Origin of the sequence: Leifsonia shinshuensis (assembly GCF_014217625.1) — a bacterium.
Classification (GTDB): domain Bacteria; phylum Actinomycetota; class Actinomycetes; order Actinomycetales; family Microbacteriaceae; genus Leifsonia; species Leifsonia shinshuensis_A.
The window spans coordinates 1,584,412-1,607,581 of the sequence record NZ_CP043641.1 but is presented as its reverse complement, the minus strand read 5'-3'; the positions used below and the strand labels follow the sequence as shown (position 1 = coordinate 1,607,581).

Below are 23,170 nucleotides of genomic sequence, written 5' to 3'. Positions count from 1 at the left end.
AGGAGCCGCGGCCCGTTTCGGGCCGCGGCTCCTCCGTTCGCTACGCGGGGGTTACAGCGTCAGGGCGCGCTGGATGAGCAGCGACTGCTCCTGCGCGTGGCGCTTCGCGGAGCCGGCCGCCGGCGACGCCGACGCGGGACGCGAGATGACGCCGATCGGGCGCGGGCCCAGCTTGGAGGTCTCCAGGATGATGAACGGCCAGGCGCCCTGGTTCTCCGGCTCGTCCTGCGTCCACACCAGCTCGGCGTTGGGGTAGGAGTCGGCCACGGCCTTCAGCTCGGCGCCGGGGAGCGGGTAGTACTGCTCCACGCGCACCAGCGCGATCTCCGGGTTCGGGTTCTTCTCCAGCTCGGCCGCGAGGTCGTGGTAGAGCTTGCCCGCCATGAACAGCACGCGCTTGACGGCCGCCTTGTCGGTGATCCGCGCGTCGTCGATGACCGGCTCGAACTTGCCGTTCGTGAAGTCCTCGACGTTGCTGGAGGCGCCGCGCAGGCGCAGCATCGCCTTCGGCGTGAACACCACCAGCGGGCGGCGCGGCCGGGCGTAGGCCTGGCGGCGCAGCAGGTGGAAGTACGACGCCGGGGTCGACGGGCGCGCGACGGTCATGTTGTTCTCGGCGCACAGCTGCAGGTAGCGCTCGATGCGCGCGCTGGAGTGGTCGGGTCCCTGGCCCTCGTAGCCGTGCGGGAGGAGGAGCACGAGCGACGAGCGCTGGCCCCACTTCTGCTCGGCCGAGGAGATGAACTCGTCGATGATGATCTGGGCGCCGTTGGCGAAGTCGCCGAACTGGGCCTCCCACAGCACCAGCGCGTCGGCCCGCTCGACCGAGTAGCCGTACTCGAAGCCCATCGCCGCGTACTCGCTCAGCAGCGAGTCGTAGATCCAGAACTTCGCTTGGTTGTCGCTGAGGTTCGCCAGCGGCAGCCACTCCTGGCCGTTCATCCGGTCGTGGAGCACCGCGTGGCGCTGCACGAAGGTGCCGCGGCGGGAGTCCTGGCCGACCAGGCGCACCGGGGTGCCCTCCAGCAGGACGCTGCCGAGCGCCAGCAGTTCGCCGAAGCCCCAGTCGATTCCGCCGTTGCGGCTCATGTCGCTGCGCTTGTTGAGGAGCTGCTGCAGCTTCGGGTGCACGGTGAAGCCCGCGGGCGGGTTGTTGAACGCGTCGCCGATGAGCGAGATGACCTGCTCGCTGACGGCCGTGGTGTCCGGCTCGCCGACGTTGTCGTTCTCGTCCTGCTGCGCGATCGGGTGCTCGAGGTCGGCCGTGGCCTCGCCCTGCGTGATGATCGGCACCGAGTTGGTCTGCGCCGCGTGCGTCTCCATGAAGGCGCGCTCGAGGCGGTCCTGGAAGTCGGCGTGCGCGGCCTCGTACTCCTCCTCGGTGATGTCGCCGCGGCCCACGAGGGCCTCGGTGTACAGGCGGCGCACGGAGCGCTTCGCCTCGATCAGGTTGTACATCAGCGGCTGGGTCATCGAGGGGTCGTCGCCCTCGTTGTGACCGCGGCGGCGGTAGACGATGAGGTCGACGACCACGTCGCGCTTGAACTCCTGGCGGTACTCGAAGGCGAGCTGCGCGACGCGCACCACGGCCTCCGGGTCGTCGCCGTTCACGTGGAAGATCGGCGCCTGGATGGTCTTCGCAACGTCCGTCGAGTAGACCGACGTGCGGCCCTCGCCGGGAGGCGTGGTGAAGCCGACCTGGTTGTTGATGTTGACGTGGATGGTGCCGCCGGTGCGGTAGGCCCGCAGCTGCGACATCTGCATCTGCTCGACCACGATGCCCTGGCCGGCCATCGCCGCGTCGCCGTGGACGAGGATCGGCAGCGTGAGGAAGGTGCCGGCCGGGCGGCGGTCCTGCTTGGCGCGGACGATGCCCTCCAGGACGCCGTCGACGGCCTCCAGGTGCGACGGGTTCGCCGCCAGGTAGACCGGGATCTCGGCGTTGTCGGCGCCCTTGAAGGTGCCCTCGGTGCCGAGGTGGTACTTGACGTCGCCGGAGCCCTGGACCGTGCGCGGGTCCTGGGTGCCCTCGAACTCGCGGAAGATCTGACCGTAGGTCTTGCCCGCGATGTTGGTGAGCACGTTCAGCCGGCCGCGGTGGGCCATGCCGATCGCGGCCTCGTCGAGCCCGGCCTCCGCTGCTCCCTGCAGGATGGTGTCGAGCATCGCGATGGTCGACTCGCCGCCCTCCAGGCTGAAGCGCTTCTGGCCGACGTACTTGGTCTGCAGGAAGGTCTCGAACGCCTCCGCCTCGTTGAGCTTGCCCATGATGCGCAGCTGCTCGTCGTGGGTGGGCTTCTCGTAGGGGCGCTCGAGCTTGTCCTGGAACCACTTGCGCTGGGCAGGGTCCTGGATGTGCATGTACTCGACGCCGACCGTGCGGCAGTACGAGTCGCGCAGCACGCCGAGGATGTCGCGGAGCTTCATCTTCCGCTTGTCGCCGCCGAACGCGCCGGTGACGAACTCGCGGTCGAGGTCCCAGAAGGTGAGGCCGTGGTTCTCGATCTCGAGGTCCGGGTGGCTGCGCTGGACGTACTCCAGCGGGTCGATGTCGGCCATCAGGTGGCCGCGCACCCGGTAGGAGTTGATCAGCTCCTGGACGCGGGCGGTCTTGTCGACGGCGCTCGCCAGGTCGACCGAGATGTCCGGGTTCCAGTGGATCGGCATGTACGGGATGCGCAGCTCGGCGAAGATGTCCTCGTAGAAGCTGCGCTTCCCGATCAGCAGCTCGTGCACGATCTTCAGGAACTCGCCGGAGCCGGCGCCCTGGATGACGCGGTGGTCGTAGGTGCTGGTCAGCGTGATCGTCTTGCCGATCGCGAGGCCGGCCAGGGTCTTCTCGCTGGAGCCCTGGAACTCGGCCGGGTACTCGAGCGCGCCGGCGCCGATGATGGCGCCCTGGCCCTTCATCAGGCGCGGGACGGAGTGGACCGTGCCGATGCCGCCCGGGTTGGTCAGCGAGATCGTGGTGCCGGCGAAGTCGCCGGCGACCAGTTTGTTGTTGCGGGCCTTCGAGACGAGGTCTTCGTAGGCGGCGAGGTACTCGCCGAAGCGCATCGTGTCGGCGCGCTTGATGCTCGGCACGAGCAGGGCGCGGGTGCCGTCGGGCTTCGGGAGGTCGATCGCGATGCCGAGGTTGATGTGCGCGGGGGCGACGACCGACGGCTTGCCGTCGACCTCCTCGTAGAACACGTTCTGGCTCGGGAACTCCTTGAGCGCCTGGATGAGCGCCCAGCCGATCAGGTGGGTGAAGGACACCTTGCCGCCGCGTGCGCGCTTGAGGTGGTTGTTGATGACGATGCGGTTGTCGATCATCAGCTTGGCGGGGATGGTCCGCACGCTGGTCGCGGTCGGGACGCTGAGCGAGGCGTCCATGTTGGTGGCCAGCGACTTCGACATGCCGCGCAGCGGGGTGACCTTGTCCTCCTCGGCCGCCTCGACGGTGGCGTTGGGCGAGGTGACCGGCGCGTCGGCCGGGACCGGCTGCGGCTTGGGCGCGATCGAGGTGGTGCGCGCCACCGGCTGGGCGCCGATGATCGGGATGGGGGTCGTGACCGGGCGGGGCTCGGACGGCGCCGCGGACTCCGCAGGCGGGGCGGGCGGCTCGGGGGCGCCGGGCGCGGGGGCCGGGGTCGGCTGTGCCGGCGGAGGCGTCGGGACGGTCGGCTCGGTGGGAGTCGGGATCGTCGGCTCGCTGGGGGTGGGGACGCCCGGCTCGGCCGGCGTCGGAGCGGGGGTCTCGCTCGGCGTGGAGGCCTCGCCGTCCTTCACGCTCGGCTTGTAGCTCTCCAGGATCGGCCACCAGGACTTGTCGACCGAGTTCCTGTCCCGGAGGAACTGTTCGTACAGCTCCTCGACGAGCCATTCGTTGGCTCCGAACTCACCCGACGATCCGTCGTCGGTTCCCACACCGGTCAATTGGCTCGACACAGCCGATCGCCCACTCTCTCCGTTGATTCGTTACGATCGGGCGGCCACTGGCCACCCGTTCCATCCGAGCATCAAGCCTAATCCCATCCGCGCCCGGGTGCGGGCGTTCGGCCCGGGAGGATACCGTTATTCTCATGCAGTTCTATGCGACGACTCCGCGGCACGATCTCACGTACTCCGACGTCTTCCTCGTGCCATCGCGATCGAACGTGACGAGCCGCCTCGACGTGTCCCTCGCGCCGCAGGACGGCACAGGGGCGACCATCCCGATCGTGTCCGCGAACATGAACTCGGTGACGGGCAAGCGGCTGGCCGCGACCCTCGCCCGACGCGGCGGTCTCGGCGTGCTCCCGCAGGACATGCACCTGCAGGACCTGGACGAGGCGATCCGCTGGGTCAAGGCCCAGCCGGTGGCGTTCGACACGCCGTACGAGGCGCGGCCGGAGGAGACCGTGGCCGACGTGCTGCGGCGCGTCCCGGCCGTCGAGGGGCACGGGGTGGTCGTGAGCGACGACGCCGGGAAGTACCTCGGCTGCCTCGCGACCGTCCAGCTCGGCTCCGCGCTGCCGGACGCGCGGATCGGCGACCTCCTGCACGGCGCGCTCACCTCGCTCGACGCGGACGACCTCCCGGACGGCCGGGCCGCGTTCGACGTCATGGACGCCGCGGGGCTCGCCTTCGCGCCGGTGCTCTCCCACGGCAGGGTGGTCGGCACGCTGAGCCGCACGAGCGCGCTGCGCTCCACCATCTACACGCCGGCGCTCGACGCGCACGGCCGGCTGCGCGTCGCGGCGGCGGTCGGGATCAACGGGGACGTCGCGGCGAAGGCCAAGGCGCTCGCGGCCGCCGGCGTCGACGTGCTCGTGATCGACACCGCGCACGGCGACCAGGACGGCATGCGCCGCGCCATCCACACCGTCAGGCAGCTCGGGCTCGGGCTGCCGATCGTCGCGGGCAACGTCGTCACGGAGCAGGCCGTCCGCGACCTTGTCGCAGCGGGCGCCGACATCCTCAAGGTCGGCGTGGGGCCCGGCGCGATGTGCACGACGCGCATGATGACCGCGGTCGGCCGCCCGCAGTTCTCCGCGGTGCTGGAGACCAGCGCGACGGCGCGCGAGCTCGGCGCCCACGTCTGGGCCGACGGCGGCGTGCGGTACCCGCGCGACGTCGCGCTCGCTCTCGCCGCGGGCGGAGCGTCGGTGATGATCGGCTCGTGGTTCGCCGGCACGATCGAGGCGCCTGGCGCGATCGTGAGCGACGAGCGCGGAGCGCTCTACAAGGAGAGCTGGGGGATGGCCTCCACCAAGGCGGTCACCGGACGGTTCGAGCGTCTCGACGCGTTCGACCGGGCCCGCAAGACGCTGTTCGCCGAGGGCATCTCCAGCTCGCGCATCTACCTGGACCCGCTGCGGCCGTCGGTGGAGGACCTCCTCGACATGATCACCACCGGCCTGCGCAGCTCGTTCACCTACGCGGGAGCGCGCACGCTGGCGGAGTTCCACGACCGCGCGCTGGTCGGCATCCAGTCCGCCGCCGGCTACGAGGAGGGCAAGGCCCTCCCCGTCAGCTGGTAGTGGCCGTCAGCTGGTAAGGGTTCTTACGAGCCGTTTCCGGAACCGGTGCCCGAACCGGTCCCGGAACCGGACTGGCCGCCGAAGCCGTTGCCGGACTGGCCGCCGAAGCCGCCGTTGCCGCCGAACTGGCGCGGGGTGAAGTTCTGGCCGGTGCCGAAGCCGCCGCGCGTGCCGCCGTCGATCGCGTGCGCGGTGAAGTAGCCGGCGAAGAAGACGACGACGAGGATGGCGACGGCGCCGACCGCAAGGGCGGTGTTCTGCGCCCAGGTGGGCCAGCGGTGGAGGATGCTGCCGTTCGACGGCCTGGCCGGCTTCGCGGGAGGGACGGCCCCGCCCTGCGGCGCGTAGTGCGGTGCGGGCTGCGCGTACGGCGGCTGCTGTCCGTACTGCGGCGCCGGCTGCCAGGGCTGGCCGGGCTCGGGTGCTGTGGTGCTCATGGTGCGGTTCCTCTCGGTGGGCTTCTGCCGCGAGGATGCCGCCGCTCGCTTCGGGCGCCCTATGGCGAGTCGATGCGCGCGCTGGGAATCGCTCCGGCCCCGGCCGCGCCGGGCGTTTCCGCGGGACGCGCCGCTATACTTCTCGGGAAATGGACGACCCTCCTTCTGCCAGCCCATTCCAACCGATGAGCCCGCCCGAGCGGGGTGGTCGCCGTGCTCTCTGAGTGGATCATGCTGGGGATCGGCCTCCTCCTGACCGTCGGCACCGGCCTGTTCGTCGCCAGCGAGTTCGCTCTTGTCAACCTCGACCGTGGCGACCTCGAGGCACGGCGCGCACGGGGCGAGTCGCGATTGTCGATGACGATCGCCGCGCTCAAGATCACCTCGACGCACCTCTCCAGCGCGCAGCTCGGGATCACGCTGACGACGCTCCTGACCGGTTACACGATGGAGCCCGCGATCAGCTCCCTGCTGCGCGATCCGCTCCTGGCAGTCGGCCTGCCGGCCGGCGCGGTCGTGGTGGTCGCGTCGGTGGTCGCCATCACGGTGGCGACCCTGCTGTCGATGATCCTCGGCGAGCTGGTGCCCAAGAACTTCGCGCTCGCGCTGCCGATCGCGACGGCCAAGCTGGTCATCCCGTTCCAGACGGTGTTCACGACGGTCTTCCGGCCGTTCGTGTTCCTGCTCAACGGCACGGCGAACGGATTCCTGCGGATGTTCGGCATCGAGCCGAAGGAGGAGCTGTCGGCGGCCCGCACCGCCGACGAGCTGTCCTCGCTGGTGCGGCGGTCCGCGAGCGCCGGCGTGCTGGAGGCCGACACCGCCACGCTGCTGAGCCGCACGCTCGCGTTCTCCTCGCGCACAGCCTCCGACGTCATGACGCCGCGGCCGCGGGTGGAGGCCGTCAAGCGCACCGACCCGGCGCAGACCGTGATCGGACTCGCCCGCAGCACCGGTTACTCCCGGTTCCCGGTCATGGACGAGGACGTCGACGACGTCGTCGGCTTCGTGCACGTCAAGCAGGCCGTCGCCGTCCCGCGCCAGCGCCGCGCGCGCGTGCCCGTCTCCGCGCTGCAGACCGATGCGCTCCGCGTGCCGGAGACGATGACGCTCGACACCCTGCTGGGCGAGCTCCGCGGCCGCGGCTACCAGATGGCGGTCGTGGTGGACGAGTACGGCGGCACCTCCGGCATCGCGACGCTGGAGGATCTGGTCGAGGAGATCGTGGGCGAGGTCGCCGACGAGCACGACCGCACGCGGGCCGGCGTGGTCCGCGGCCGCGACTCGATCACGTTCCCCGGCATCCTGCGCCCGGACGAGTTGCTGGAGCAGGCCGGCGTGACCGTGCCGGAGGAGGGCCCGTACGAGACGGTCGCCGGTTTCGTGATGAACGAGCTCGGCCGCCTCCCCAAGGTCGGTGACGAGGTCCCGATCGACGGCGGCACCCTCCGCGTGGAGCGGCTGGAGGGGCGCAGGGTCGACCGGATCCGCTACACGCCCGATCCCGAGCTTCCCGCGACGGGAGGTGCGGCATGAGCGACTGGGCCGGAATCGCCTGGCTGGTGGTGCTCCTCCTCGTGAACGCGTTCTTCGTCGGCGCCGAGTTCGCGGTCATCTCCGCGCGCCGCTCGCAGATCGAACCGCTCGCCGAGCGCGGCAAGCGCAGCGCCAAGACCGCGCTCTACGCCATGGAGCACGCGACCCTCATGCTCGCGACCACACAGCTCGGCATCACGGTGTGCTCGCTGCTGATCCTGAACGTCTCCGAGCCGGCCATCCACCACCTGCTCGAGGTGCCGCTGCACGCCACGGGCTGGTCGGAGGACGTGATCGGCACGGTCGCGTTCATCGTCGCGCTCGTGCTGGTGTCGTTCCTGCACGTGGTGTTCGGCGAGATGGTGCCGAAGAACATCTCGTTCTCGATGCCGGACCGGGCCGCGCTGCTGCTCGCGCTGCCGCTGGTCGGGATCGGCCGGGTGGTCCGTCCGATCATCGTCGCGCTGAACGCGAGCGCGAACGCGGTGCTGCGGCTGTTCCGGGTGGAGCCGAAGGACGAGGCCGCGAGCACCTTCACCCTCGACGAGGTGGCCACGATCGTGAGCCAGTCGACACGCGAGGGCCTGCTGACCGACCGGATCGGCGCGCTCACTGCGGCGTTCGAGTTCACCGAGAAGAAGGTGCGCGACGCGATGGTGAAGCCCGAGACGCTGGTCTCGCTCCCGCCCGCGCCGACCCCGGCCGACGTGGAGAAGGCCGTCGCCAAGTACGGCTTCTCGCGCTACGTCGTGCCGGACGCCGACGGCGAGCCGACCGGCTACCTGCACCTGAAGGACGTGCTCGACCTGGAGGAGACCGGCTTCGACCTCCCGGTGCCCGGCAAGCGCATCCGCCGCCTGGTGACGGTGTTCGTCGACGCCGACCTGGAGGACGCCCTCGCGAGCATGCGCCGCACGGGCAGTCACCTGGCCCGCGCGGTCGACGGCGAGGGCACGACGGCCGGCGTGGTGTTCCTGGAGGACATCATCGAGGAGCTGGTCGGCGAGGTGCAGGACGCCACCCGGCGGCTGTAGACCCTTCTGTTCAGGGGGCCAAAGCCCGGCGTCCGGAGTACCATGCCGCGCGGAAAGAAGAGGAGGAATTCTCATGTTAGCGTCGAGCAAGACGTACTCCGTGCTTCCTGCTTCGGACCTGGCGCGGGCCACGGCGTGGTTCCGCGACAAGCTCGAACTCGAACCGGAGGACACCAGCGAGCAGGGCGTCCGCTACCGCACCGGCGGCGACTCCTGGATCTACATCTACGAGACGTCCAACGCCGGCACCGCGCAGAACACCGCCATGTGCTGGCTGGTGGACGACATCGCGGCCGAGATGGAGCACCTGCGCGGCAGGGGAGTGCAGTTCGCGGACTACGACTTCCCCGGCCTCAAGACCGAGAACGGCGTCGCGACGGACGACACGGGCAAGTCGGCCTGGTTCCAGGACAGCGAAGGCAACTATCTGTGCCTGACGCAGCCGAACACACCGATGTGACGACTCGGCCTGTGATGCCTCAGTCGCGCCACGCCGCCCGGAGGTACTGCGGCGGCCAGTAGTCGATCCTGACGCCGAGCTCGTGAGCGGCCCGCAGCGGGAAGTGCGGGTCGCGCAGGAGTTCGCGCGCCAGCATGACCGCGTCGGCGCTGCCGCCCTCCACGATGTCGGCCGCCTGCTGCGGCGTGGTGATCAGGCCGACCGCGCTGACATCCACCTCGGCCGAGCTGCGGACGTGCTCCGCGAACGGCACCTGGTAGCCCGGCTGGGTCGGGATGCGCACGCCGGTCTGGATGCCGCCGGAGGAGATGTCGAAGAAGTCGGCCCCGGCATCCTGCGCCCAGCCGGCGACGGTCGCCGTCTGCTGCTCGTCCCAGCCGCCGGGCGTCCAGTCGCTGCCGGAGAACCGCACGAACAGCGGGAGGTCGTCGCCGATCTCCTCGCGCACAGCGGCGACGATGCGCAGCAGCAGGCGCGCGCGGTTCTCGAGGGAGCCGCCGTACTCGTCGGTGCGGTGGTTCGAGATCGGGGAGAGGAACTCGTGCAGCAGGTAGCCGTGGGCGGCGTGCAGCTCCAGGATCCGGAAGCCGACGTCGACCGACCGGCGGGCCGCTGCGCGGAAGTCGGCGACGATCCGGTCGATGCCGGCGAGGTCGAGTTCCTGCGGCACGTCGTAATCGCCGAACGCGATCGGCGACGGCGCGACGGCGATCCAGCCGCCCTCCTCTGCAGGCACGGTGCCGTGCCTGTCTTCGAAGCCCCAGGCCGGCCAGGTCGACGCCTTGCGTCCGGCGTGCGCGAGCTGGATGGCGGGCACGGCGCCCTGCGACGCGATGAACTCCACGATCGGCCGCCAGGCCTCCGCCTGCTCATCCGTCCAGATGCCGGTGTCGCGCGGAGAGATGCGGCCCTCCGCGTTGACGGCGGTCGCCTCCGTGAAGACGATGCCGCTGCCTCCCGTCGCGAGCGAGCCGAGGTGGACGAGCTGCCAGGTCTGCGGCACGCCCGAGTGGTCGAACACCGAGTACTGGCACATCGGGGAGGTCCAGATGCGGTTGCGGACGGTCACGCCGCGCAGGGTCAGCGGATCGAAGAGCGAAGTCATACTCGTTACTAAGCCGCCAGAGTCTGGAGATATGCCCGGAGGTCCTCCGCCGACGTGTAGACGTGGCCTGCGATTCCCAGCGCCCGGGCGCCCTCCACGTTCTCGGTCTTGTTGTCGATGAAGACGGTCTGCGCGGGGGTGACGCCGAGCTCGGCCATGACGTGCTCGAAGATCTCGGCGCTCGGCTTCACGGTGCCCAGCTCGCCGCTGACGAACACCTGCTCGAACAGGTCGCCCAGCGTCCCGTGCCGGAAGTACGAGCCGAAGTCGCGGCCCGCGTTGGACAGCAGGGCCAAGCGGGTGCCGCCCTCCTTGAGGTCGAGGAGCACCTGGAGCGTGTCGTGGTCGATCGTGAGCCAGCTGCGGAAGTCGGCGAGCCAGAGCCGGTGGATGGTCGCGTCCTCCCAGCTCTCGCCGAGCTCGCGCTCGATGCCGCGCCAGTACTGCTGGATGGTCAGCGTTCCCTGGTCGAGTGCGTTGCGGTGCCGCCAGTACGCCGGCCAGAACTGCTCGTCGTCGCCGCCGGCGATCCCCACGAGCGCGGTTCGGTCGGCCTCGCTCGGGGTGACGGAGATGACCTCGCCGTAGTCGAAGACGACCACCGATCCGGGGATGGAGATACTCACCTCTTCAACCTATCGTGGGCCGGGGAGGTTCGATGGAGGAGATGACGGTGCCGTCGGGTCTGGCGGTCGGCGCGGCCTGGGACGGGGCGCTCGCCCGCGGCTGGATCGCGGTGCCCGCCGAATCCGACGACAAGTACTCGCGCGGCGTGCTCGGCATGGTCACCGGCTCTGCGCGCTATCCGGGCGCAGCTGTGCTCGGCGCCGAGGCGGCCGCCCGCACCGGCGTCGGGATGATCCGCTACCTCGGCGCCGAGCGCGCAGCCCAGGAAGTGCTGCGCCGCCGCCCGGAGGTCGTCTCGGCGCCCGGCCGCGTGCAGGCCTGGCTGCTCGGCTCCGGGATGGACGCCGCCGACCGCGACGACGACGACCTCCGCAGGCTCCGCGACGCGCTCGACGACGGGACCCCGCTGGTGATCGACGCCGGAGCGCTCGACCTCGTCATGCGGGCGCAGGGGCCGGTCGTGATCACGCCGCACTTCCGGGAGCTGTCGAAGGCGCTCGCCGCGGCGGCCGACGACGGCGCGCCGACGCCGGAGCCGGACGAGATCCGCCAGGACCCGGGAGGCTGGGCCGAGCGCGCGGCCTCCGCCCTCGGCGCGACGGTGCTGCTGAAAGGCCATGTCACCCACGTCGCCACCCCCGACGGCTCGCGCGTCACCGTCACGGCCGGCCCGTCGTGGCTCGCGACGGCGGGCAGCGGCGACGTGCTCGGCGGCGTCCTCGGCGCGCTGGTCGCGACGCACGCGGACGCGATCCGGGAGCGCGGGCACGAAGCGCTCGCGGCTCTCGCTGCGACCGCCGCCTGGGTGCACGGCCGGGCCGGCGACGCCGCCTCGCAGGGCGGTCCCGTTGCCGCGCTCGACGTGGCGGAGGCCGTGCCGGTGGTGCTGCGGAGCCTGCTCGCGCGAAGCTGAGCGACCTCGCACACTGGCGGCCTTCCGGGGGCGGCACCCCCAGATCCGGTTCCCATAGGATGACGCCTATGGGGATTGACGCCGCGGGGATGGACGCCGCTCCGGTACCGCTGCCTGTGCCGCATGGGGGTTCGGACACGACCACGCTTCGCCGGATCGCGGCCAGCCCGCTGAGCCTGTGGATCGGCTTCCTCGTCGTCCACCTCGTGATCGGCGGCCTCGCGCTCCTGCAGCACACCGGCCTCGGCGACGTGATGTGGGTGTACAAGCCCTGGGCCCAGCTCGCCGCGCAGGGCACAGAGATCGTCGGGCTCAACGCCGACTGGGTGTACCCGTTCGGCGCGATCGTGCCGATCATGCTCCCGCTGCTGTTCGGCGAGGACAACTACGTCGGCGGCTGGCTGACCATGGTCATGCTGCTGAACGCCGCGGCCTTCGCCGTGCTCATCGTCGGGCGCGAGCCGCGCCGGCTCGTCGCCGCGTGGTGGTGGCTGGGCTTCCTGCTGCTCCTCGGCCCGATCGCGATCGGCCGGCTCGACGCCGTCTCGGCCGCGCTCTCCATCATCGGCCTGCTCTGGCTGACCTTCCACGAGCGCGCCGCCGTGGTTGTGCTGACGATCGCCACCTGGATCAAGGTGTGGCCCGCCGCGATCATCGTCGCGGCCGTGATCGCGATGAAGTCGCGCTGGCGGATCGTCGCGGCCGGAGCCGTGACCAGCCTCATCATCGTCGCCGTGCCGCTCATCTTCGGCGGCGGCATGCACGTCCTCAGCTTCATCACGACCCAGACCGGCCGCGGTATCCAGATCGAGGCGCCGGTGGCCAACTTCTGGATGTGGCAGGCCGCGTTCCACGTCCCCGACGCCGTCGTGTACTACGACCGCGACCTGCTCACCTTCCAGGTGACCGGCCAGGGGACGGTGGAGGCCGGCTCGCTGATGAACCCGCTGCTCGCGCTCACCGTGCTGGTCGTCGCGCTCATCGGCGTGCGGTCGCTGCGGCGCGGGACGCCGTACACCCGCATCCTGCCGGAGCTGTCGCTGGCGCTCGTGACGGCCTTCATCGCGTTCAACAAGGTGGGCTCGCCGCAGTACATCACCTGGCTCGCCGCGCCGGTCGTGATCGGGCTGGTCTACCAGGGCCGCGGGTTCAAGACGCCGGCGATCCTCGTGCTGATCACGGCGACGCTCACGCAGGTCATCTATCCGTACCTGTACGACGGCCTCCTCGTGCCGCTGCCGGCGATGGTCGCGGTGCTCACGGCCCGCAACCTGATGTACTTCGTCATCCTCGGCTGGACCATCGGCGCGCTCTGGCGTAAGCGGCACAGGGATGAGGCGGCGGGCGACCTGCTGCCCGCGCACGCCTGGCCGTTCCGCGCGGCGCCGGACGCGCATCCGGTCCCGGTGAGCGAAGCGCCGTAGCAGCACCCTTCTAGACTGGCTCGTGTGCCGGACGTACCATCCCGGTGCACGACAGAAGGAGGGGCTCATGCTGGTCGCATTCTCGGTGGCGCCGAGCGGGGGAGAGGGTCCGGACGCGTCGGTGCACGACGCGGTCGCGGCCGCGGTGCGGATCGTGCGGGAGTCGGGCCTCCCGAACCGCACGAACTCGATGTTCACGGAGCTCGAGGGCGAGTGGGACGAGGTCTTCGACGTGATCCGCCGAGCGACGGAGGCCGTCGGCGCCTACGGCTCGCGGGTCTCCCTGGTGCTGAAGGCCGACATCCGCCCCGGCCACAGCGGCGAACTCACCGGCAAGGTGGAGCGCCTGGAGGCCGCGTTGCGGCAGGGCGAGGCGGCGCCGGAGGGCGCGTAGATGGACCCGGTCGTATTCACGATCGGCTACTTCGTGGTGGTCTACGGGTGGCCGATCTACCTGCCGGTGCTCGTGCTGGTCGCGGGCAGCGCCACCGGCGCGGTCGTCGTCGCGATCGTGGGCGCCATCCGCTCCGGCTTCCGCCGGCCCGAGCCGGTCGAGGAGGACGTGGACGTCGCGGAGTTCTTCGAGGACGAGGCGCGGTAGCGCCCCCGCCGAAGGGCACGTAAACGCCCTCAAAACGTGGTTTTAAGGGCGTTTAGGTGCCCCTCGGCGGTGGCTGCTCAGTCGATCGGGACCGGGTCGGGGCGCTGCGCGTGCACGACGCCGGTGTCGACCCCGCGGCGCTCCCGCGAGTGGTCGATCCCGAACGACACCAGCGCGAGCACGATGCCGGCCACCGCCAGGATCGCGCCCACCACGATCGGCGACAGGTAGCCGAAGCCGGCCGCGATGGTCAGGCCGCCGAGGAAGGCGCCCGACGCGTTCGCGATGTTGAGGGCCGAGTGGTTCAGGGCCGCGGCGATCGACTGGCTGTCGTGGGCGACGTCCATCAGGCGGGTCTGGATCATCGGGGACAGCGCCGAGGCCGCCGCGGCGATGACGAAGGCCGAGATCAGGAGGCCCGCCAGGCTCCAGGCCGTGAAGAACAGCGCGGCCAGCCCGGCCAGCATGACGGCGAAGAACAGCAGCATCCCGCGCTCCACGCTGCGGTCGGCCATCCGCCCTCCGAGGAGGTTGCCGACCGTCATCCCGACGCCGATCAGGATCAGGACCAGCGGCACCGCCGACGCCGGCAGCCCGGTGACCGTCGTGACCATCGGGGCGACGTACGTGTAGACGGCGAAGAAGCCGCCGAAGCCGATCGCGCCGATCAGCAGGGCCAGCCAGACCTGGAGGCGGGTGAAGGCGCGCAGCTCGTTGCGCAGCGTTGCGCGCGGGTCGCCCGCCTGCCACGGCACCAGCAGGGCAACGGCGGCGAAGGTGAGGGCGAAGATCGCGGCCACCACGATATAGGCGATGCGCCAGCCGTGCTGCTGCCCGATCCAGGTGATGAACGGGACGCCGACGACGTTCGCGATGGTGAGGCCGGAGAGGACGAACGCGACGCCCTGGCCGCGCTTGCCCGGACCCATCAGCGACGCGGCGACGAGGGAGGCGATGCCGAAGTACGCGCCGTGCGGCAGTGCGGAGAGGAACCGGGCCACCAGCACCAGCTGGAAGGTCGGCGCGAGCGCGGACGCGATCGTGCCGACGGTGAACGCCACGAGCAGCCAGAGCAGCAGCTTCTTGCGCGGCCAGCGCGCGGCGACCGCGGCGATGGTCGGCGCCCCGACGACGACGCCGAGCGCGTACGCGGAGATGATCCAGCCGGCCTGCGCGTTCGCGGCGGTGGGGGACGCCGCATAGAGCTGGGGCAGCAGGTCGTGGGCGATGTTCGGCAGCAGGCCCATGGCGACGAATTCGGTCGAGCCGATGCCGAAGCCGCCGAGAGCGAGCGCGAGGAGCGCAAGACGAGTACGGGCCGACGACAGCTGCGTCGGCCCGTCGATAACCGGGTTCACCCGGACAGTCTATCGAATCGTTTCGAGTGGGACGTTTCAACCAGGTTACGGAGAAACGAACCGTCATCCGAGGCGCGACACCGCCTCAGTCGTTCTGCAGCAGGATCCCGTCCTGGATGGCGCGCTTGCGCAGGGCCACCTTCGTGCCGACGTCGTAGCCGGCCACGCGGTACTTCTCGCGGATGCGCTTGAGGTAGCTCTTGGCGGTCTCGTCCGAGATGCCGAGCTGGAAGGCGACGGCCTTCACCGGCTCGCCGGCGCCGTACAGGGCCATCACGCGGCGCTCCTGCGCGCTCAGCTTGGGCGCGCCGCCCAGCTCGCCCGCGTTGAGCGCGAGGTCGAGCTCCGCTGAGATGAACGACTCGCCCTTGCTGGCGGCGCGGATGGCCTCCACGATCATCTCGGCGTCCTCGCTCTTCACGAGGTAGCCGAGCGCGCCGGCGGCCAGCGCCTCGCGCACGACGGCCGGCTCGGAGTAGGTGCTCATCAGCACGGTGCGCACGCCCGTCGTCTTCAGCGTCGACAGCTTGAGCGAGATCGGGATGTTGTCCTTGAGGTCGAGGTCGAGCAGCACGACGTCCACCGGGAACTCGGGATGGGTCAGCAGCTCGGGCCAGCTCGCGACCGCCGCCACCATGCGGATGTCGTCCGCCGCGCCGCGGATCCACTCGGTGAGTGCGCCGAGGAGCATCTTGTGATCGTCGACGATGGCGATCCTGATGGGGGGAGTCTCGCTCATGAGCAGCCCTTTCTCGGTGTTGCCTTCCGGCGTGACCGGTCTTCCTGGTGTGGCCGGCTGGTCAGGTCAGCTCGGCCGTCGTATCGCTCACGGTGGTGATCTCGATGCGAAGCGCCGAGTCGCTGAACGACTCGGCGTGACGCCCCACCTTACGGATAGCTTGCCACGCCGCAGGGTCTACCCCGTTTCGCGGCACACCGGTGGTCGTGATCACGATCCCCATTGTGGCACCGGTCGCCACGGCGGATCCGGCGGCGACCTGCGGCCCGGCGCCGCGCTCGATGTCGAGCGCGAGGGTGCGGGCCTGCCCGGCGCCCGAGCGGACCGGGTCGCTGATCAGCAGCCAGACCGCGGTGAGGAGGCCGTCGCGCTGGTCGCGGGTGAGGCCGGCGGCGAGGCCGTCCGGGTCGGTGAGCGTCACCGTGGGGCCGAGCAGAGCGGACTCCGTGACCGCGTGGTACAGCCAGGTCTCCTTGCGGCCCTGGATGAGGTGCAGGCGCAGCTCGGTGGCGATGCTGGCCGCCTGGTCCGCGGTCGCCTCGTCCAGGGGCAGCGCGGTGCGGCCGGTCGCGACGCCGTCGAGGAGGCGCTCGGCCGCGAGGTCGAGCCTGGCCAGCTCCTCCGAGGCCATCATCCCGACCGCGTAGCCGGGGGAGGACACCGTGCTCTGCACCTGCGCGAGGTCCAGCTCCAGTTGCACGAGGGTGCTGAGCGCGCGGACGATCTCGACGCCGACCAGCGGCGGGGCCACCGCGATCGCGACCTCCGCGATGCCGGGGCCGAGCATCTGGATGTCGCCGAACGACCGCAGCAGCAGCACGACCGCGAGCGTCACCCCGAGCACCGCCGTGGCGATCAGGATGTCCCGCGCCGGCCGGACGGGGACGCACAGCAGCAGGGCCGGCCCGACCGCGGCGGCAGCGGTCAGCGGGAACCAGCCCGCGGACGAAGCCGTGCCGAGGATGTCGAGCACGACGACCGCCGCCCACAGCACGAGGGCGACGCCGAACAGCCAGTCCGGGAGCACGTCGGGCAGGCGGAACCGGAGCACGAGCGCTGTCACCAGCGTGACGATCAGCACGGCCCACGCGGCGAGGCTGAACGGCAGGGCCGGGTAGTACGGCGCCGTGATCGCCATGATCGCGAACAGGAACGCGATCAGCGCGACGGACGCGATGTTGAAGCCGAGGTCGAGCCGCGCCCTGCCGAGGGCGTCGCGTTCCTGCCGCCCGCGGGGCAGCGCGGACGCGCCCAGTTTGGCCGTGCCGGGCGCTGAGCCCTTCGGCGCGCCGGGCGTGCGCCCGCCCAGGATCCCGCGGGAGATCGGGATGGTGCGATCGTTCCGGCTCACTTCGGCACCTCCAGCACCACGGTGGTCCCGCTGCCCGGCGACGAGAACAGCCGGGCGTTGCCGCCGACATCGCGCAGCCGGGCGACGATCGACTCGGTGAAGCCGAGCCTGCCCTCCTCGATGCTCGCGACGTCGAAGCCCTTGCCGGCGTCGGTGACCATCGCGCGCACGGTGGTCTCGTCATCGGTGATGGTCACGTGCGCCTCGTTGACGCCGGAGTGCCTGCGGACGTTCTCAAGGCACTCGCCGAGCGCCAGCAGGAACGAGTCGAGCACGTCGCTCGGCAGCAGCACCTGCCCCTGGCCGTGCCAGTTGACCTCCAGCCCCATCCGGCGGAAGCGCTGCTTGACGGACTCCAGGGTGTTGCCGAGCGTGGACTCCTCGACGGGCTTCAGCCGGTAGTCGCCGGAGCGCGTCGGGTCGGGGGTGAAGCCGAGCCGGAGCTGGCGGAGCAGCGCCGCGTCCTCCGCGGCCTGCTCGCGCAGCGCGCCGACGCCCACGCCGACGCCGGAGTGCGCGAGCAGGGTGAGCGTGGCGAGCACCGTGTCGTGCAGAAGGCGCGCGCCCTGGCGGCGGCGGGCCTCCGTCTCGCTCGCCTGGCGCTCCACCCGGTAGGCGCGGCTCATCGTGGAGATGCGCTTGAGGGTGCGCGGCACGGTGCGCGACAGCCAGATGCCGGTCGCGGTCAGGGCGACCCAGCCCGCCGCGATGAAGATCAGGACCTCGATCAACCGCGAGCCCGTGACCAGCAGGGTGGTCACCGTCGCGCCGATCGTCGCGGCGCCGGCGACGATCGCCAGGAGGGTGCGGGCACGGGAGGTCGGGGCGATGACCGAGACGCTGGCGATCCCGACCGCGCCGACGACGCCGATCGTGGTCACCGCGGACGGGCCGAGCGGGACCTGGGGGAGCAGATGCAGGAGGATGAGCCCGAGCCCCGCGACGACCGTCACGCACATCCACACGGTCAGCCGGTTCAGCGCGGTGAGCTGGAACTGGGCGACGCCCATGCAGGCCAGCAGGACGAGCGAGGCGAAGTACAGCGGGGGCGGGATGGTCCCCGGCACGCTCAGGGTGAGCAGCGTCGTCGCGGTGGCGGTGAGGCCGACGGTGCGGGCGGTGGTGGCGAGCAGCCGATCACGCTCCTTCTGGATGCGCGACATGCCCCTCCGTTCCCCTCTACGCCGCGAACAGCCTCCTGAGCTGCTCGCTGACGGCGTCGTCCTCGATCAGGAATCCGTCGTGACCGAAGTCGGAGCGGATCACCACCGGCAGCCTACCGTCGATCGTCTCCGGGAGGTGGGAGGCGATGAGCTCCTGACCCTCCAGCGGGAACAGCCGGTCGCTGTCGATGCCGACCACCAGCGTGCGCGCTGTCACGCGCGAGAGCGCGGCCCCGAGCCCGCCGCGACCGCGTCCGACGTCGTGCGAATTCATCGCCTCGACCAGGGTCAAGTAGCTGTTGGCGTCGAAGCGGCGGGTGAACTTGTTGCCGTGGAAGTCGAGGTAGGACTCCACCGCGAACCGGCCGCCGCCGCCGAGCGGGCTGATCCCGCTCTGCCAGGCGCGCTCGAACCGCGCGTTCAGCTCGGACGGGCTGCGGTAGTTGAGCAGCGCCATCCGGCGGGCGAGCGCGAGGCCCCGGTGCGGCCCTTCGCCGTCCTTCTCGTCGTAGTAGTAGCCGCCGTGGAACAGCGGGTCGGTGCGCACCGCCTCGATCTGCACGGAGTTGAGCGCGATCTGGTCGGCGGTGGAGAACGGGGGCGCGGCGATCACAGCGAGCCGTTCGACCCGCTCCGGGTACGAGACGGCCCACTCCAGCGCCTGCATGCCGCCCATCGAGCCGCCCACGACAGCGGCCCAGCGGCCGATGCCGATCGCGTCGGCGAAGGCGGCCTGCGCGTTCACCTGGTCGCGGATCGTCGTGAACGGGAAGCGCGGCCCCCACTCCGCGCCGTCGGGGGCGATCGACGCGGGACCCGTCGTGCCCTGGCAGCCGCCCAGCATGTTGGGCGCGACCACGAACCAGCGGTCGGTGTCGATGGCCTTGCCCGGGCCGATGATGCCCTGCCACCAACCGGCGGTGGGATGTCCTGGCCCGTTGGCGCCGACGGCGTGGCTGTCGCCGGTCAGCGCGTGCAGCACGAGCACGGCGTTGTCGCCGGCCTCGGACAGCTCGCCCCAGGTCTCGTAGGCGACGCGGACGAACGGGAGGCTCTCGCCGCTCTCGAACGCGAACGCGCCGATGCCCGCGAACGACCGCGATCCGGCCGGGTCGGACTCCTTCCACGCCCCGCTCGCCGCGGGCTTGCCCAGCAGCGACCGCGCCTGAGCCTCCGTGATGAAGCTCGAGGGTGCCGTGTCCGCCGAGGTCTGCCACTCCATGCGCCCATTCTTCCGGAGCGGAGGGGTGCGCGGTGCTGTGTTACGGCCGTTCGGGTGACCGCGCGGTCGCTGATCTATGGGAAGATGCCAGATACGGAATGTTTCGAAGAGACAAGGGGAGTCCGTGCTCGTCTTCATCGCGATCGGTGTCGCTGGACTCGTCGTCCTGCTCGTATCGCTGCTCTTCGGCGAGCTCTTCGACCTCCTCGACGGCGCGCTCTCCGGCACCGGGCTCGGCGCCGGGCTCACCCTGTTTGGCGCGTCCGGTGTGCTCGCGCTCGCCAACGGCTGGCCGGCGAGTGCCGCGTACCTGATCGCCGGAGCCGCCGGCGTCGTGACGCTCCTGGGCGTCCAGCTCCTCATCCGCCGATTCGTGCGCAGCGAGGACGGGGCCCCGAGCGACCCGGCCGGGATGACCGGCGTCGCGCGCACCACGGTCACCCGCGCCGGCGGCGAGGTGAGCCTGGACGGCCCGTACGAGGTGGAGGCCCGGCTCGCCACCAGCGACACCGACATCCCCAGCGGCACCCCGATCCGGGTCGTCGCGGCGAACGGGCCGCGCGTCCGCGTCGAACCTCTCGACCCCTGAGCCCCCCACCGAAAGGACTGACCGTGGACTCCTCCCTCATCGGGATCATCGCGGGCGGCGCGATCCTCGTCGCCGTGCTCGCCGTGTTCCTGTTCATCGCCGGCCGCATCCGGCGCGTCGCGCCCAACGAGGCGCTCGTCATCGTCGGCCGCGGGGCCGGGCGTCGTGCCGGCGCCGAACCGGACGGCGGCCAGCGCGTCGTGATCGGCGGCCGGGTGTTCATCTGGCCGATCCTGCAGCAGGGTTTCCCGATCTCGCTGGAGCAGCGCCAGATCGGCATCGTCGTGGAGGGCGTCGACGCCAACTTCATCAAGCTGGCGATCCAGGCCAGCGTGAACTTCAAGGTGTCCGGCACGCCGGAAGGCGTCCGGCGCGCCGCCCAGCGCTTCCTCTCCCAGCAGAGCTCGCTGACCGAGATCATCCAGCAGTCGCTGGAGGGCTCGCTGCGCTCGATCATCGGCAACATGCCGGTCACTGAGATCATCTCCAACCGCAACGCCCTGTCGGAGGCCGTGGTCGAGGCGACGAAGGTCGACCTCGCCGAGCAGGGCCTCCAGGTCGACCTGCTCAACATCTCCGACATCTCCACACCCGGCACGAACTACCTCGCCGACCTCGGCCGGGCGGAGGCCGCGCTCGCCAAGCAGAACGCCGAGATCAAGGAGGCGGAGACCGCCCGCGCCAGCGAGTTCGCGCGCATCGACGCCGCCGAGCAGATCGCGGAGCGGCAGAAGGCGCTCAGCCTCAAGCAGGCGGCGATCAAGGCGGAGACCGATCGCGCGAACGCCGAGGCGGATGCCGCGGGCCAGCTCGCGACGGCCGAGCAGGACCGGATCGTCGCCGCGCAGGAGCGCGACGCCCTCGCCGAGAAGGCGAAGGTCGAGCAGGAGCGCCTCGACATCGAGGTGCGCAAGCCCGCGGAGGCGGACGCCTACGCGACCGTCCAGCGCGCCCAGGCCGACCGCGACGCCGCGAACGCCGCGACCGAAGCGGACGCCTTCAAGCGCCGCACCATCGCCGAGGCGAACAAGGTCGCAGCGGTTCAGGACGCGCAGGCCGCGGCGGAGGCCGTCCGGCTCGCCGGCGACGCCGAGCGCGACCGGCAGATCGCCCTCGCGGCCGGCGTGCGGGCCGACGGCGAGGCCCGCGCGGCCGCGATAGAGGCGGAGGGCCTGGCGGAGGCGCGCGCGACCGACGCGAAGGCGGAGGCGCTGCGCAAGTTCGGCGAGGCCGGCTTGGCCTCCGAGATCATCGACCGCCTCCCCGAGATCACACGCGCGGTCGCGGAGCCGCTCGGCAACATCGACTCGCTGACCGTCATCAGCACGGAGGGCGCCTCCGCGGTCACCAAGACCATCGGCCAGGTCACCAGCGAGGTGCCGAAGGTCGTCAAGGACCTGACCGGGCTCGACCTGGGCGCTGTGCTCGGGTCGCTCGCCGGCGGCGCGCTGGCGGGTGCGGGCGCCGGGCAGCTCCCCGGCGGCTCGGCGTCGGCGGAGGGCTGACCTCAGCCGTTCTCGCCGCTGTGCGGGTCGGGGTCCTCGACGGGCCTCGGCCCGTCCGCGGGCCCGTGCTCGTGCTCCCGCGCCCGGCGCTCCCTCGCCTGCTGGGTCTGCTCGTTGAGATAGTTGACGATCGTGGCGCTCGCGGTGCCGACGATCGCGATGCCGCCGATCATCAGCACGACGGCGAGCATCCTCCCCGTGACGGTGACCGGGTAGTAGTCGCCGTAGCCGACGGTCGCCATGGTCACGCAGGCCCACCAGATCGAGTCGCCGAACGAGCGGATGTTGGAGCCGGGGGCGTAGCGCTCGACCTGGTACACGGCGAGCGAGATGACGTAGATGAACATCAGCACGAACGTGCCGGCGATGATGATGATGCGCCGGCGCAGGTGGCTCCCGCTGCCGCCGCGCAGGCTCGGGATGCGGAAGAGGTCCCCGATCAGCCGGAACGGCCGGGCCACCGGGATCAGCACGGACAGCAGGTCGACGACGTTGTGCTGCACGAACCGGCGCTTGTCCTCCGCGAGCCGGAACCGCACCACGTAGTCGACCAGGAACGCCACCCAGATCAGCGCGAGCAACGCGATGAGCACGCCGTACAGCAGCCGGCCCATGTGCGGTTGCAGCACGGTCCACGAGTAGGCGATGAGGAAGACGAGGCTCGCGACGACGCCCGGCCACACGGTGGCCGCCTCCCAGCGCCTGCGCTTCGCGTCGTCCGCCATGGTCGGCTCGTCAGTCCTTGACCGTCAGCTCGCCCTTGGCGAATCGGTAGGAGGCGGCCTGCGCGACCGGCTTGACGACGATCAGGTCGAGGTCGACGTGCCGTGGGAGCTCGAGCGCGTGCACGATCGTCTCTGCGACGTCCTCGGCGGTCAGCGGCTCCGGCACGTCCTCGTAGACCGCGTCGCGCTTCCCCTGGTCGCCGCCGAAGCGGACCAGCGAGAACTCCTCGGTCGCGACCATGCCGGGGGCGACCTCCACCACCCGGATGGGCTCGCCGTTCAGCTCCAGCCGCAGCACCTCGGTGAGGGCGTGCTCGGCGAACTTGGCCGCGTTGTACCCGCCGCCGCCCACGTAGGCGTTCAGACCGGCGATCGAGGTGAGGTTCAGGATGTCGGCGTGGCCGGTCTCCCTGGCGCCGTCGCGCAGCAGCGGCAGCAGCGCGCTGATCACGCGCTTGGTGCCGATGACGTTGATCTCGTACATCCAGACCCAGTCGTCGACGCTGGAGGCCTCCACCGAGTCCAGGCCCTTGGCGCCGCCCGCGTTGTTCACCAGCGCGTGGATCGGGCCGGTCGCGGCGAGGTGGTCGCGGAGGGCGTCCACGTCCTCCTGGCGGGTCAGATCGGCGGCGAACACCTCGGCGCCGGTCTCGGCCGCGAGCTCGTCCAGGCGCTCCTGCCGGCGGGCGACGCCGACGACCTCCCAGCCCCGTTCGCGGAACAGGCGGACGGTCGCCGCCCCGATCCCCGAACTCGCTCCGGTCACGACCACACGTCTGCTGCTCATGCTGCCTATTCTCACGGGTTACGGCATGTTTCGGGTGCGTTGCCCACGCGCGGCCGCGAGTCTAGCGTGTTAGCGACCACCGAACGGTGC

21 protein-coding genes are annotated in these 23,170 nt (G+C 71.0%); 10 read left to right on the top strand and 11 right to left on the bottom strand.

All coding sequences use genetic code 11. The features are described 5' to 3' along the window. Window positions 1–51 precede the first annotated feature (51 nt). The gene (locus F1C12_RS07780; protein WP_185278206.1) at window positions 52–3,930 is read right to left on the bottom strand and encodes a multifunctional oxoglutarate decarboxylase/oxoglutarate dehydrogenase thiamine pyrophosphate-binding subunit/dihydrolipoyllysine-residue succinyltransferase subunit; all 3,879 of its coding nucleotides are present in this window, start codon (window positions 3,928–3,930) and stop codon (window positions 52–54) included. Window positions 3,931–4,064: 134 nt separating this feature from the next. Here F1C12_RS07780 and F1C12_RS07775 point away from each other — a divergent pair, with 134 nt between their 5' ends. Beyond that, window positions 4,065–5,504 carry a GMP reductase gene (locus tag F1C12_RS07775; protein WP_185278205.1) on the top strand — a complete coding sequence of 480 codons (1,440 nt, stop codon included), beginning with the start codon at window positions 4,065–4,067 and terminating at the stop codon, window positions 5,502–5,504. Between the two features lie 23 nt (window positions 5,505–5,527). On the opposite strand, the gene F1C12_RS07770 is transcribed toward F1C12_RS07775, so the two are convergent. After that, window positions 5,528–5,941, bottom strand: a complete 414-nt coding sequence (locus F1C12_RS07770; RefSeq protein ID WP_185278204.1) for a hypothetical protein — start codon at window positions 5,939–5,941, stop codon at window positions 5,528–5,530. A gap of 231 nt (window positions 5,942–6,172) precedes the next feature. Between F1C12_RS07770 and F1C12_RS07765 the strand changes: the two genes are divergently transcribed. From F1C12_RS07765 to F1C12_RS07755, 3 genes are all read left to right on the top strand, one after another. Further along, on the top strand, window positions 6,173–7,477 hold the full coding sequence (locus F1C12_RS07765) for a hemolysin family protein (protein WP_185278839.1): 1,305 nt from the start codon (window positions 6,173–6,175) through the stop codon (window positions 7,475–7,477). After that, on the top strand, window positions 7,474–8,511 hold the full coding sequence (locus tag F1C12_RS07760) for a hemolysin family protein (RefSeq protein ID WP_185278203.1): 1,038 nt from the start codon (window positions 7,474–7,476) through the stop codon (window positions 8,509–8,511). The genes F1C12_RS07765 and F1C12_RS07760 overlap by 4 nt, the downstream gene beginning before the upstream one ends. A gap of 73 nt (window positions 8,512–8,584) precedes the next feature. Then, complete coding sequence (locus F1C12_RS07755; RefSeq protein ID WP_185278202.1) at window positions 8,585–8,971, top strand: VOC family protein; 387 nt, start codon at window positions 8,585–8,587, stop codon at window positions 8,969–8,971. A gap of 19 nt (window positions 8,972–8,990) precedes the next feature. Here the strand turns inward: F1C12_RS07755 and F1C12_RS07750 are convergent, their stop codons facing one another. Further along, entirely contained in the window at window positions 8,991–10,076 is a 1,086-nt protein-coding gene (locus F1C12_RS07750) for an NADH:flavin oxidoreductase/NADH oxidase (RefSeq protein WP_185278201.1), read from the bottom strand. 8 nt (window positions 10,077–10,084) lie between these two features. Next, on the bottom strand, window positions 10,085–10,702 hold the full coding sequence (locus tag F1C12_RS07745) for an HAD family hydrolase (protein ID WP_185278200.1): 618 nt from the start codon (window positions 10,700–10,702) through the stop codon (window positions 10,085–10,087). Window positions 10,703–10,734: 32 nt separating this feature from the next. Here F1C12_RS07745 and F1C12_RS07740 point away from each other — a divergent pair, with 32 nt between their 5' ends. The 4 genes from F1C12_RS07740 (at window position 10,735) to F1C12_RS07725 (ending at window position 13,641) form a co-directional block, all read left to right on the top strand. Further along, window positions 10,735–11,616 carry an ADP-dependent NAD(P)H-hydrate dehydratase gene (locus F1C12_RS07740; protein WP_374939559.1) on the top strand — a complete coding sequence of 294 codons (882 nt, stop codon included), beginning with the start codon at window positions 10,735–10,737 and terminating at the stop codon, window positions 11,614–11,616. A 68-nt stretch (window positions 11,617–11,684) separates the two neighbouring features. After that, window positions 11,685–13,040: a glycosyltransferase 87 family protein gene (locus F1C12_RS07735; RefSeq protein WP_185278199.1), complete on the top strand. Its 1,356-nt coding sequence runs from the start codon at window positions 11,685–11,687 to the stop codon at window positions 13,038–13,040. Between the two features lie 67 nt (window positions 13,041–13,107). Then, window positions 13,108–13,434, top strand: a complete 327-nt coding sequence (locus F1C12_RS07730; RefSeq protein WP_185278198.1) for a thiamine-binding protein — start codon at window positions 13,108–13,110, stop codon at window positions 13,432–13,434. Then, the gene (locus F1C12_RS07725; RefSeq protein WP_185278197.1) at window positions 13,435–13,641 is read left to right on the top strand and encodes a hypothetical protein; all 207 of its coding nucleotides are present in this window, start codon (window positions 13,435–13,437) and stop codon (window positions 13,639–13,641) included. Between the two features lie 77 nt (window positions 13,642–13,718). Here F1C12_RS07725 and F1C12_RS07720 read toward each other — a convergent pair whose 3' ends face one another. The 5 genes from F1C12_RS07720 to metX form a co-directional block, all read right to left on the bottom strand. Then, window positions 13,719–14,999, bottom strand: coding sequence for an MFS transporter (locus F1C12_RS07720; RefSeq protein ID WP_185278196.1), 1,281 nt, complete (start codon window positions 14,997–14,999; stop codon window positions 13,719–13,721). A gap of 85 nt (window positions 15,000–15,084) precedes the next feature. Then, entirely contained in the window at window positions 15,085–15,738 is a 654-nt protein-coding gene (locus tag F1C12_RS07715) for a response regulator (protein ID WP_179607489.1), read from the bottom strand. A 61-nt stretch (window positions 15,739–15,799) separates the two neighbouring features. Further along, window positions 15,800–17,089, bottom strand: a complete 1,290-nt coding sequence (locus tag F1C12_RS07710; RefSeq protein WP_258046165.1) for a hypothetical protein — start codon at window positions 17,087–17,089, stop codon at window positions 15,800–15,802. Continuing rightward, on the bottom strand, window positions 17,086–18,252 hold the full coding sequence (locus tag F1C12_RS07705) for a sensor histidine kinase (RefSeq protein WP_185278195.1): 1,167 nt from the start codon (window positions 18,250–18,252) through the stop codon (window positions 17,086–17,088). Before F1C12_RS07705 ends, F1C12_RS07710 begins: the two co-directional genes overlap by 4 nt. Before the next feature lie 16 nt (window positions 18,253–18,268). Beyond that, window positions 18,269–19,474 carry a homoserine O-acetyltransferase MetX gene (metX, locus tag F1C12_RS07700; RefSeq protein ID WP_185278194.1) on the bottom strand — a complete coding sequence of 402 codons (1,206 nt, stop codon included), beginning with the start codon at window positions 19,472–19,474 and terminating at the stop codon, window positions 18,269–18,271. Between the two features lie 124 nt (window positions 19,475–19,598). Here metX and F1C12_RS07695 point away from each other — a divergent pair, with 124 nt between their 5' ends. Next, window positions 19,599–20,063, top strand: coding sequence for an NfeD family protein (locus tag F1C12_RS07695; RefSeq protein WP_258046242.1), 465 nt, complete (start codon window positions 19,599–19,601; stop codon window positions 20,061–20,063). A gap of 23 nt (window positions 20,064–20,086) precedes the next feature. Next, window positions 20,087–21,568 carry a flotillin family protein gene (locus F1C12_RS07690; protein ID WP_374939558.1) on the top strand — a complete coding sequence of 494 codons (1,482 nt, stop codon included), beginning with the start codon at window positions 20,087–20,089 and terminating at the stop codon, window positions 21,566–21,568. 2 nt (window positions 21,569–21,570) lie between these two features. Here the strand turns inward: F1C12_RS07690 and F1C12_RS07685 are convergent, their stop codons facing one another. Next, window positions 21,571–22,293 (bottom strand): potassium channel family protein, encoded by a 723-nt coding sequence (locus F1C12_RS07685; RefSeq protein WP_185278192.1) that lies wholly within the window; start codon window positions 22,291–22,293, stop codon window positions 21,571–21,573. A gap of 10 nt (window positions 22,294–22,303) precedes the next feature. Continuing rightward, the gene (locus F1C12_RS07680) at window positions 22,304–23,080 is read right to left on the bottom strand and encodes an SDR family oxidoreductase (RefSeq protein ID WP_185278191.1); all 777 of its coding nucleotides are present in this window, start codon (window positions 23,078–23,080) and stop codon (window positions 22,304–22,306) included. Window positions 23,081–23,170 lie beyond the last annotated feature (90 nt).

Coding starts and splice junctions, on each gene's coding strand:
- F1C12_RS07775 (WP_185278205.1), top strand. CDS start 4,065: ATGCAGTTCTATGCGACGACTCCGCGGCACGATCTCACGTACTCCGAC.
- F1C12_RS07770 (WP_185278204.1), bottom strand. CDS start 5,941: ATGAGCACCACAGCACCCGAGCCCGGCCAGCCCTGGCAGCCGGCGCCG.
- F1C12_RS07765 (WP_185278839.1), top strand. CDS start 6,173: ATGCTGGGGATCGGCCTCCTCCTGACCGTCGGCACCGGCCTGTTCGTC.
- F1C12_RS07760 (WP_185278203.1), top strand. CDS start 7,474: ATGAGCGACTGGGCCGGAATCGCCTGGCTGGTGGTGCTCCTCCTCGTG.
- F1C12_RS07755 (WP_185278202.1), top strand. CDS start 8,585: ATGTTAGCGTCGAGCAAGACGTACTCCGTGCTTCCTGCTTCGGACCTG.
- F1C12_RS07750 (WP_185278201.1), bottom strand. CDS start 10,076: ATGACTTCGCTCTTCGATCCGCTGACCCTGCGCGGCGTGACCGTCCGC.
- F1C12_RS07740 (WP_374939559.1), top strand. CDS start 10,735: ATGGAGGAGATGACGGTGCCGTCGGGTCTGGCGGTCGGCGCGGCCTGG.
- F1C12_RS07735 (WP_185278199.1), top strand. CDS start 11,685: ATGGGGATTGACGCCGCGGGGATGGACGCCGCTCCGGTACCGCTGCCT.
- F1C12_RS07730 (WP_185278198.1), top strand. CDS start 13,108: ATGCTGGTCGCATTCTCGGTGGCGCCGAGCGGGGGAGAGGGTCCGGAC.
- F1C12_RS07725 (WP_185278197.1), top strand. CDS start 13,435: ATGGACCCGGTCGTATTCACGATCGGCTACTTCGTGGTGGTCTACGGG.
- F1C12_RS07715 (WP_179607489.1), bottom strand. CDS start 15,738: ATGAGCGAGACTCCCCCCATCAGGATCGCCATCGTCGACGATCACAAG.
- F1C12_RS07705 (WP_185278195.1), bottom strand. CDS start 18,252: ATGTCGCGCATCCAGAAGGAGCGTGATCGGCTGCTCGCCACCACCGCC.
- metX (WP_185278194.1), bottom strand. CDS start 19,474: ATGGAGTGGCAGACCTCGGCGGACACGGCACCCTCGAGCTTCATCACG.
- F1C12_RS07685 (WP_185278192.1), bottom strand. CDS start 22,293: ATGGCGGACGACGCGAAGCGCAGGCGCTGGGAGGCGGCCACCGTGTGG.
- F1C12_RS07680 (WP_185278191.1), bottom strand. CDS start 23,080: ATGAGCAGCAGACGTGTGGTCGTGACCGGAGCGAGTTCGGGGATCGGG.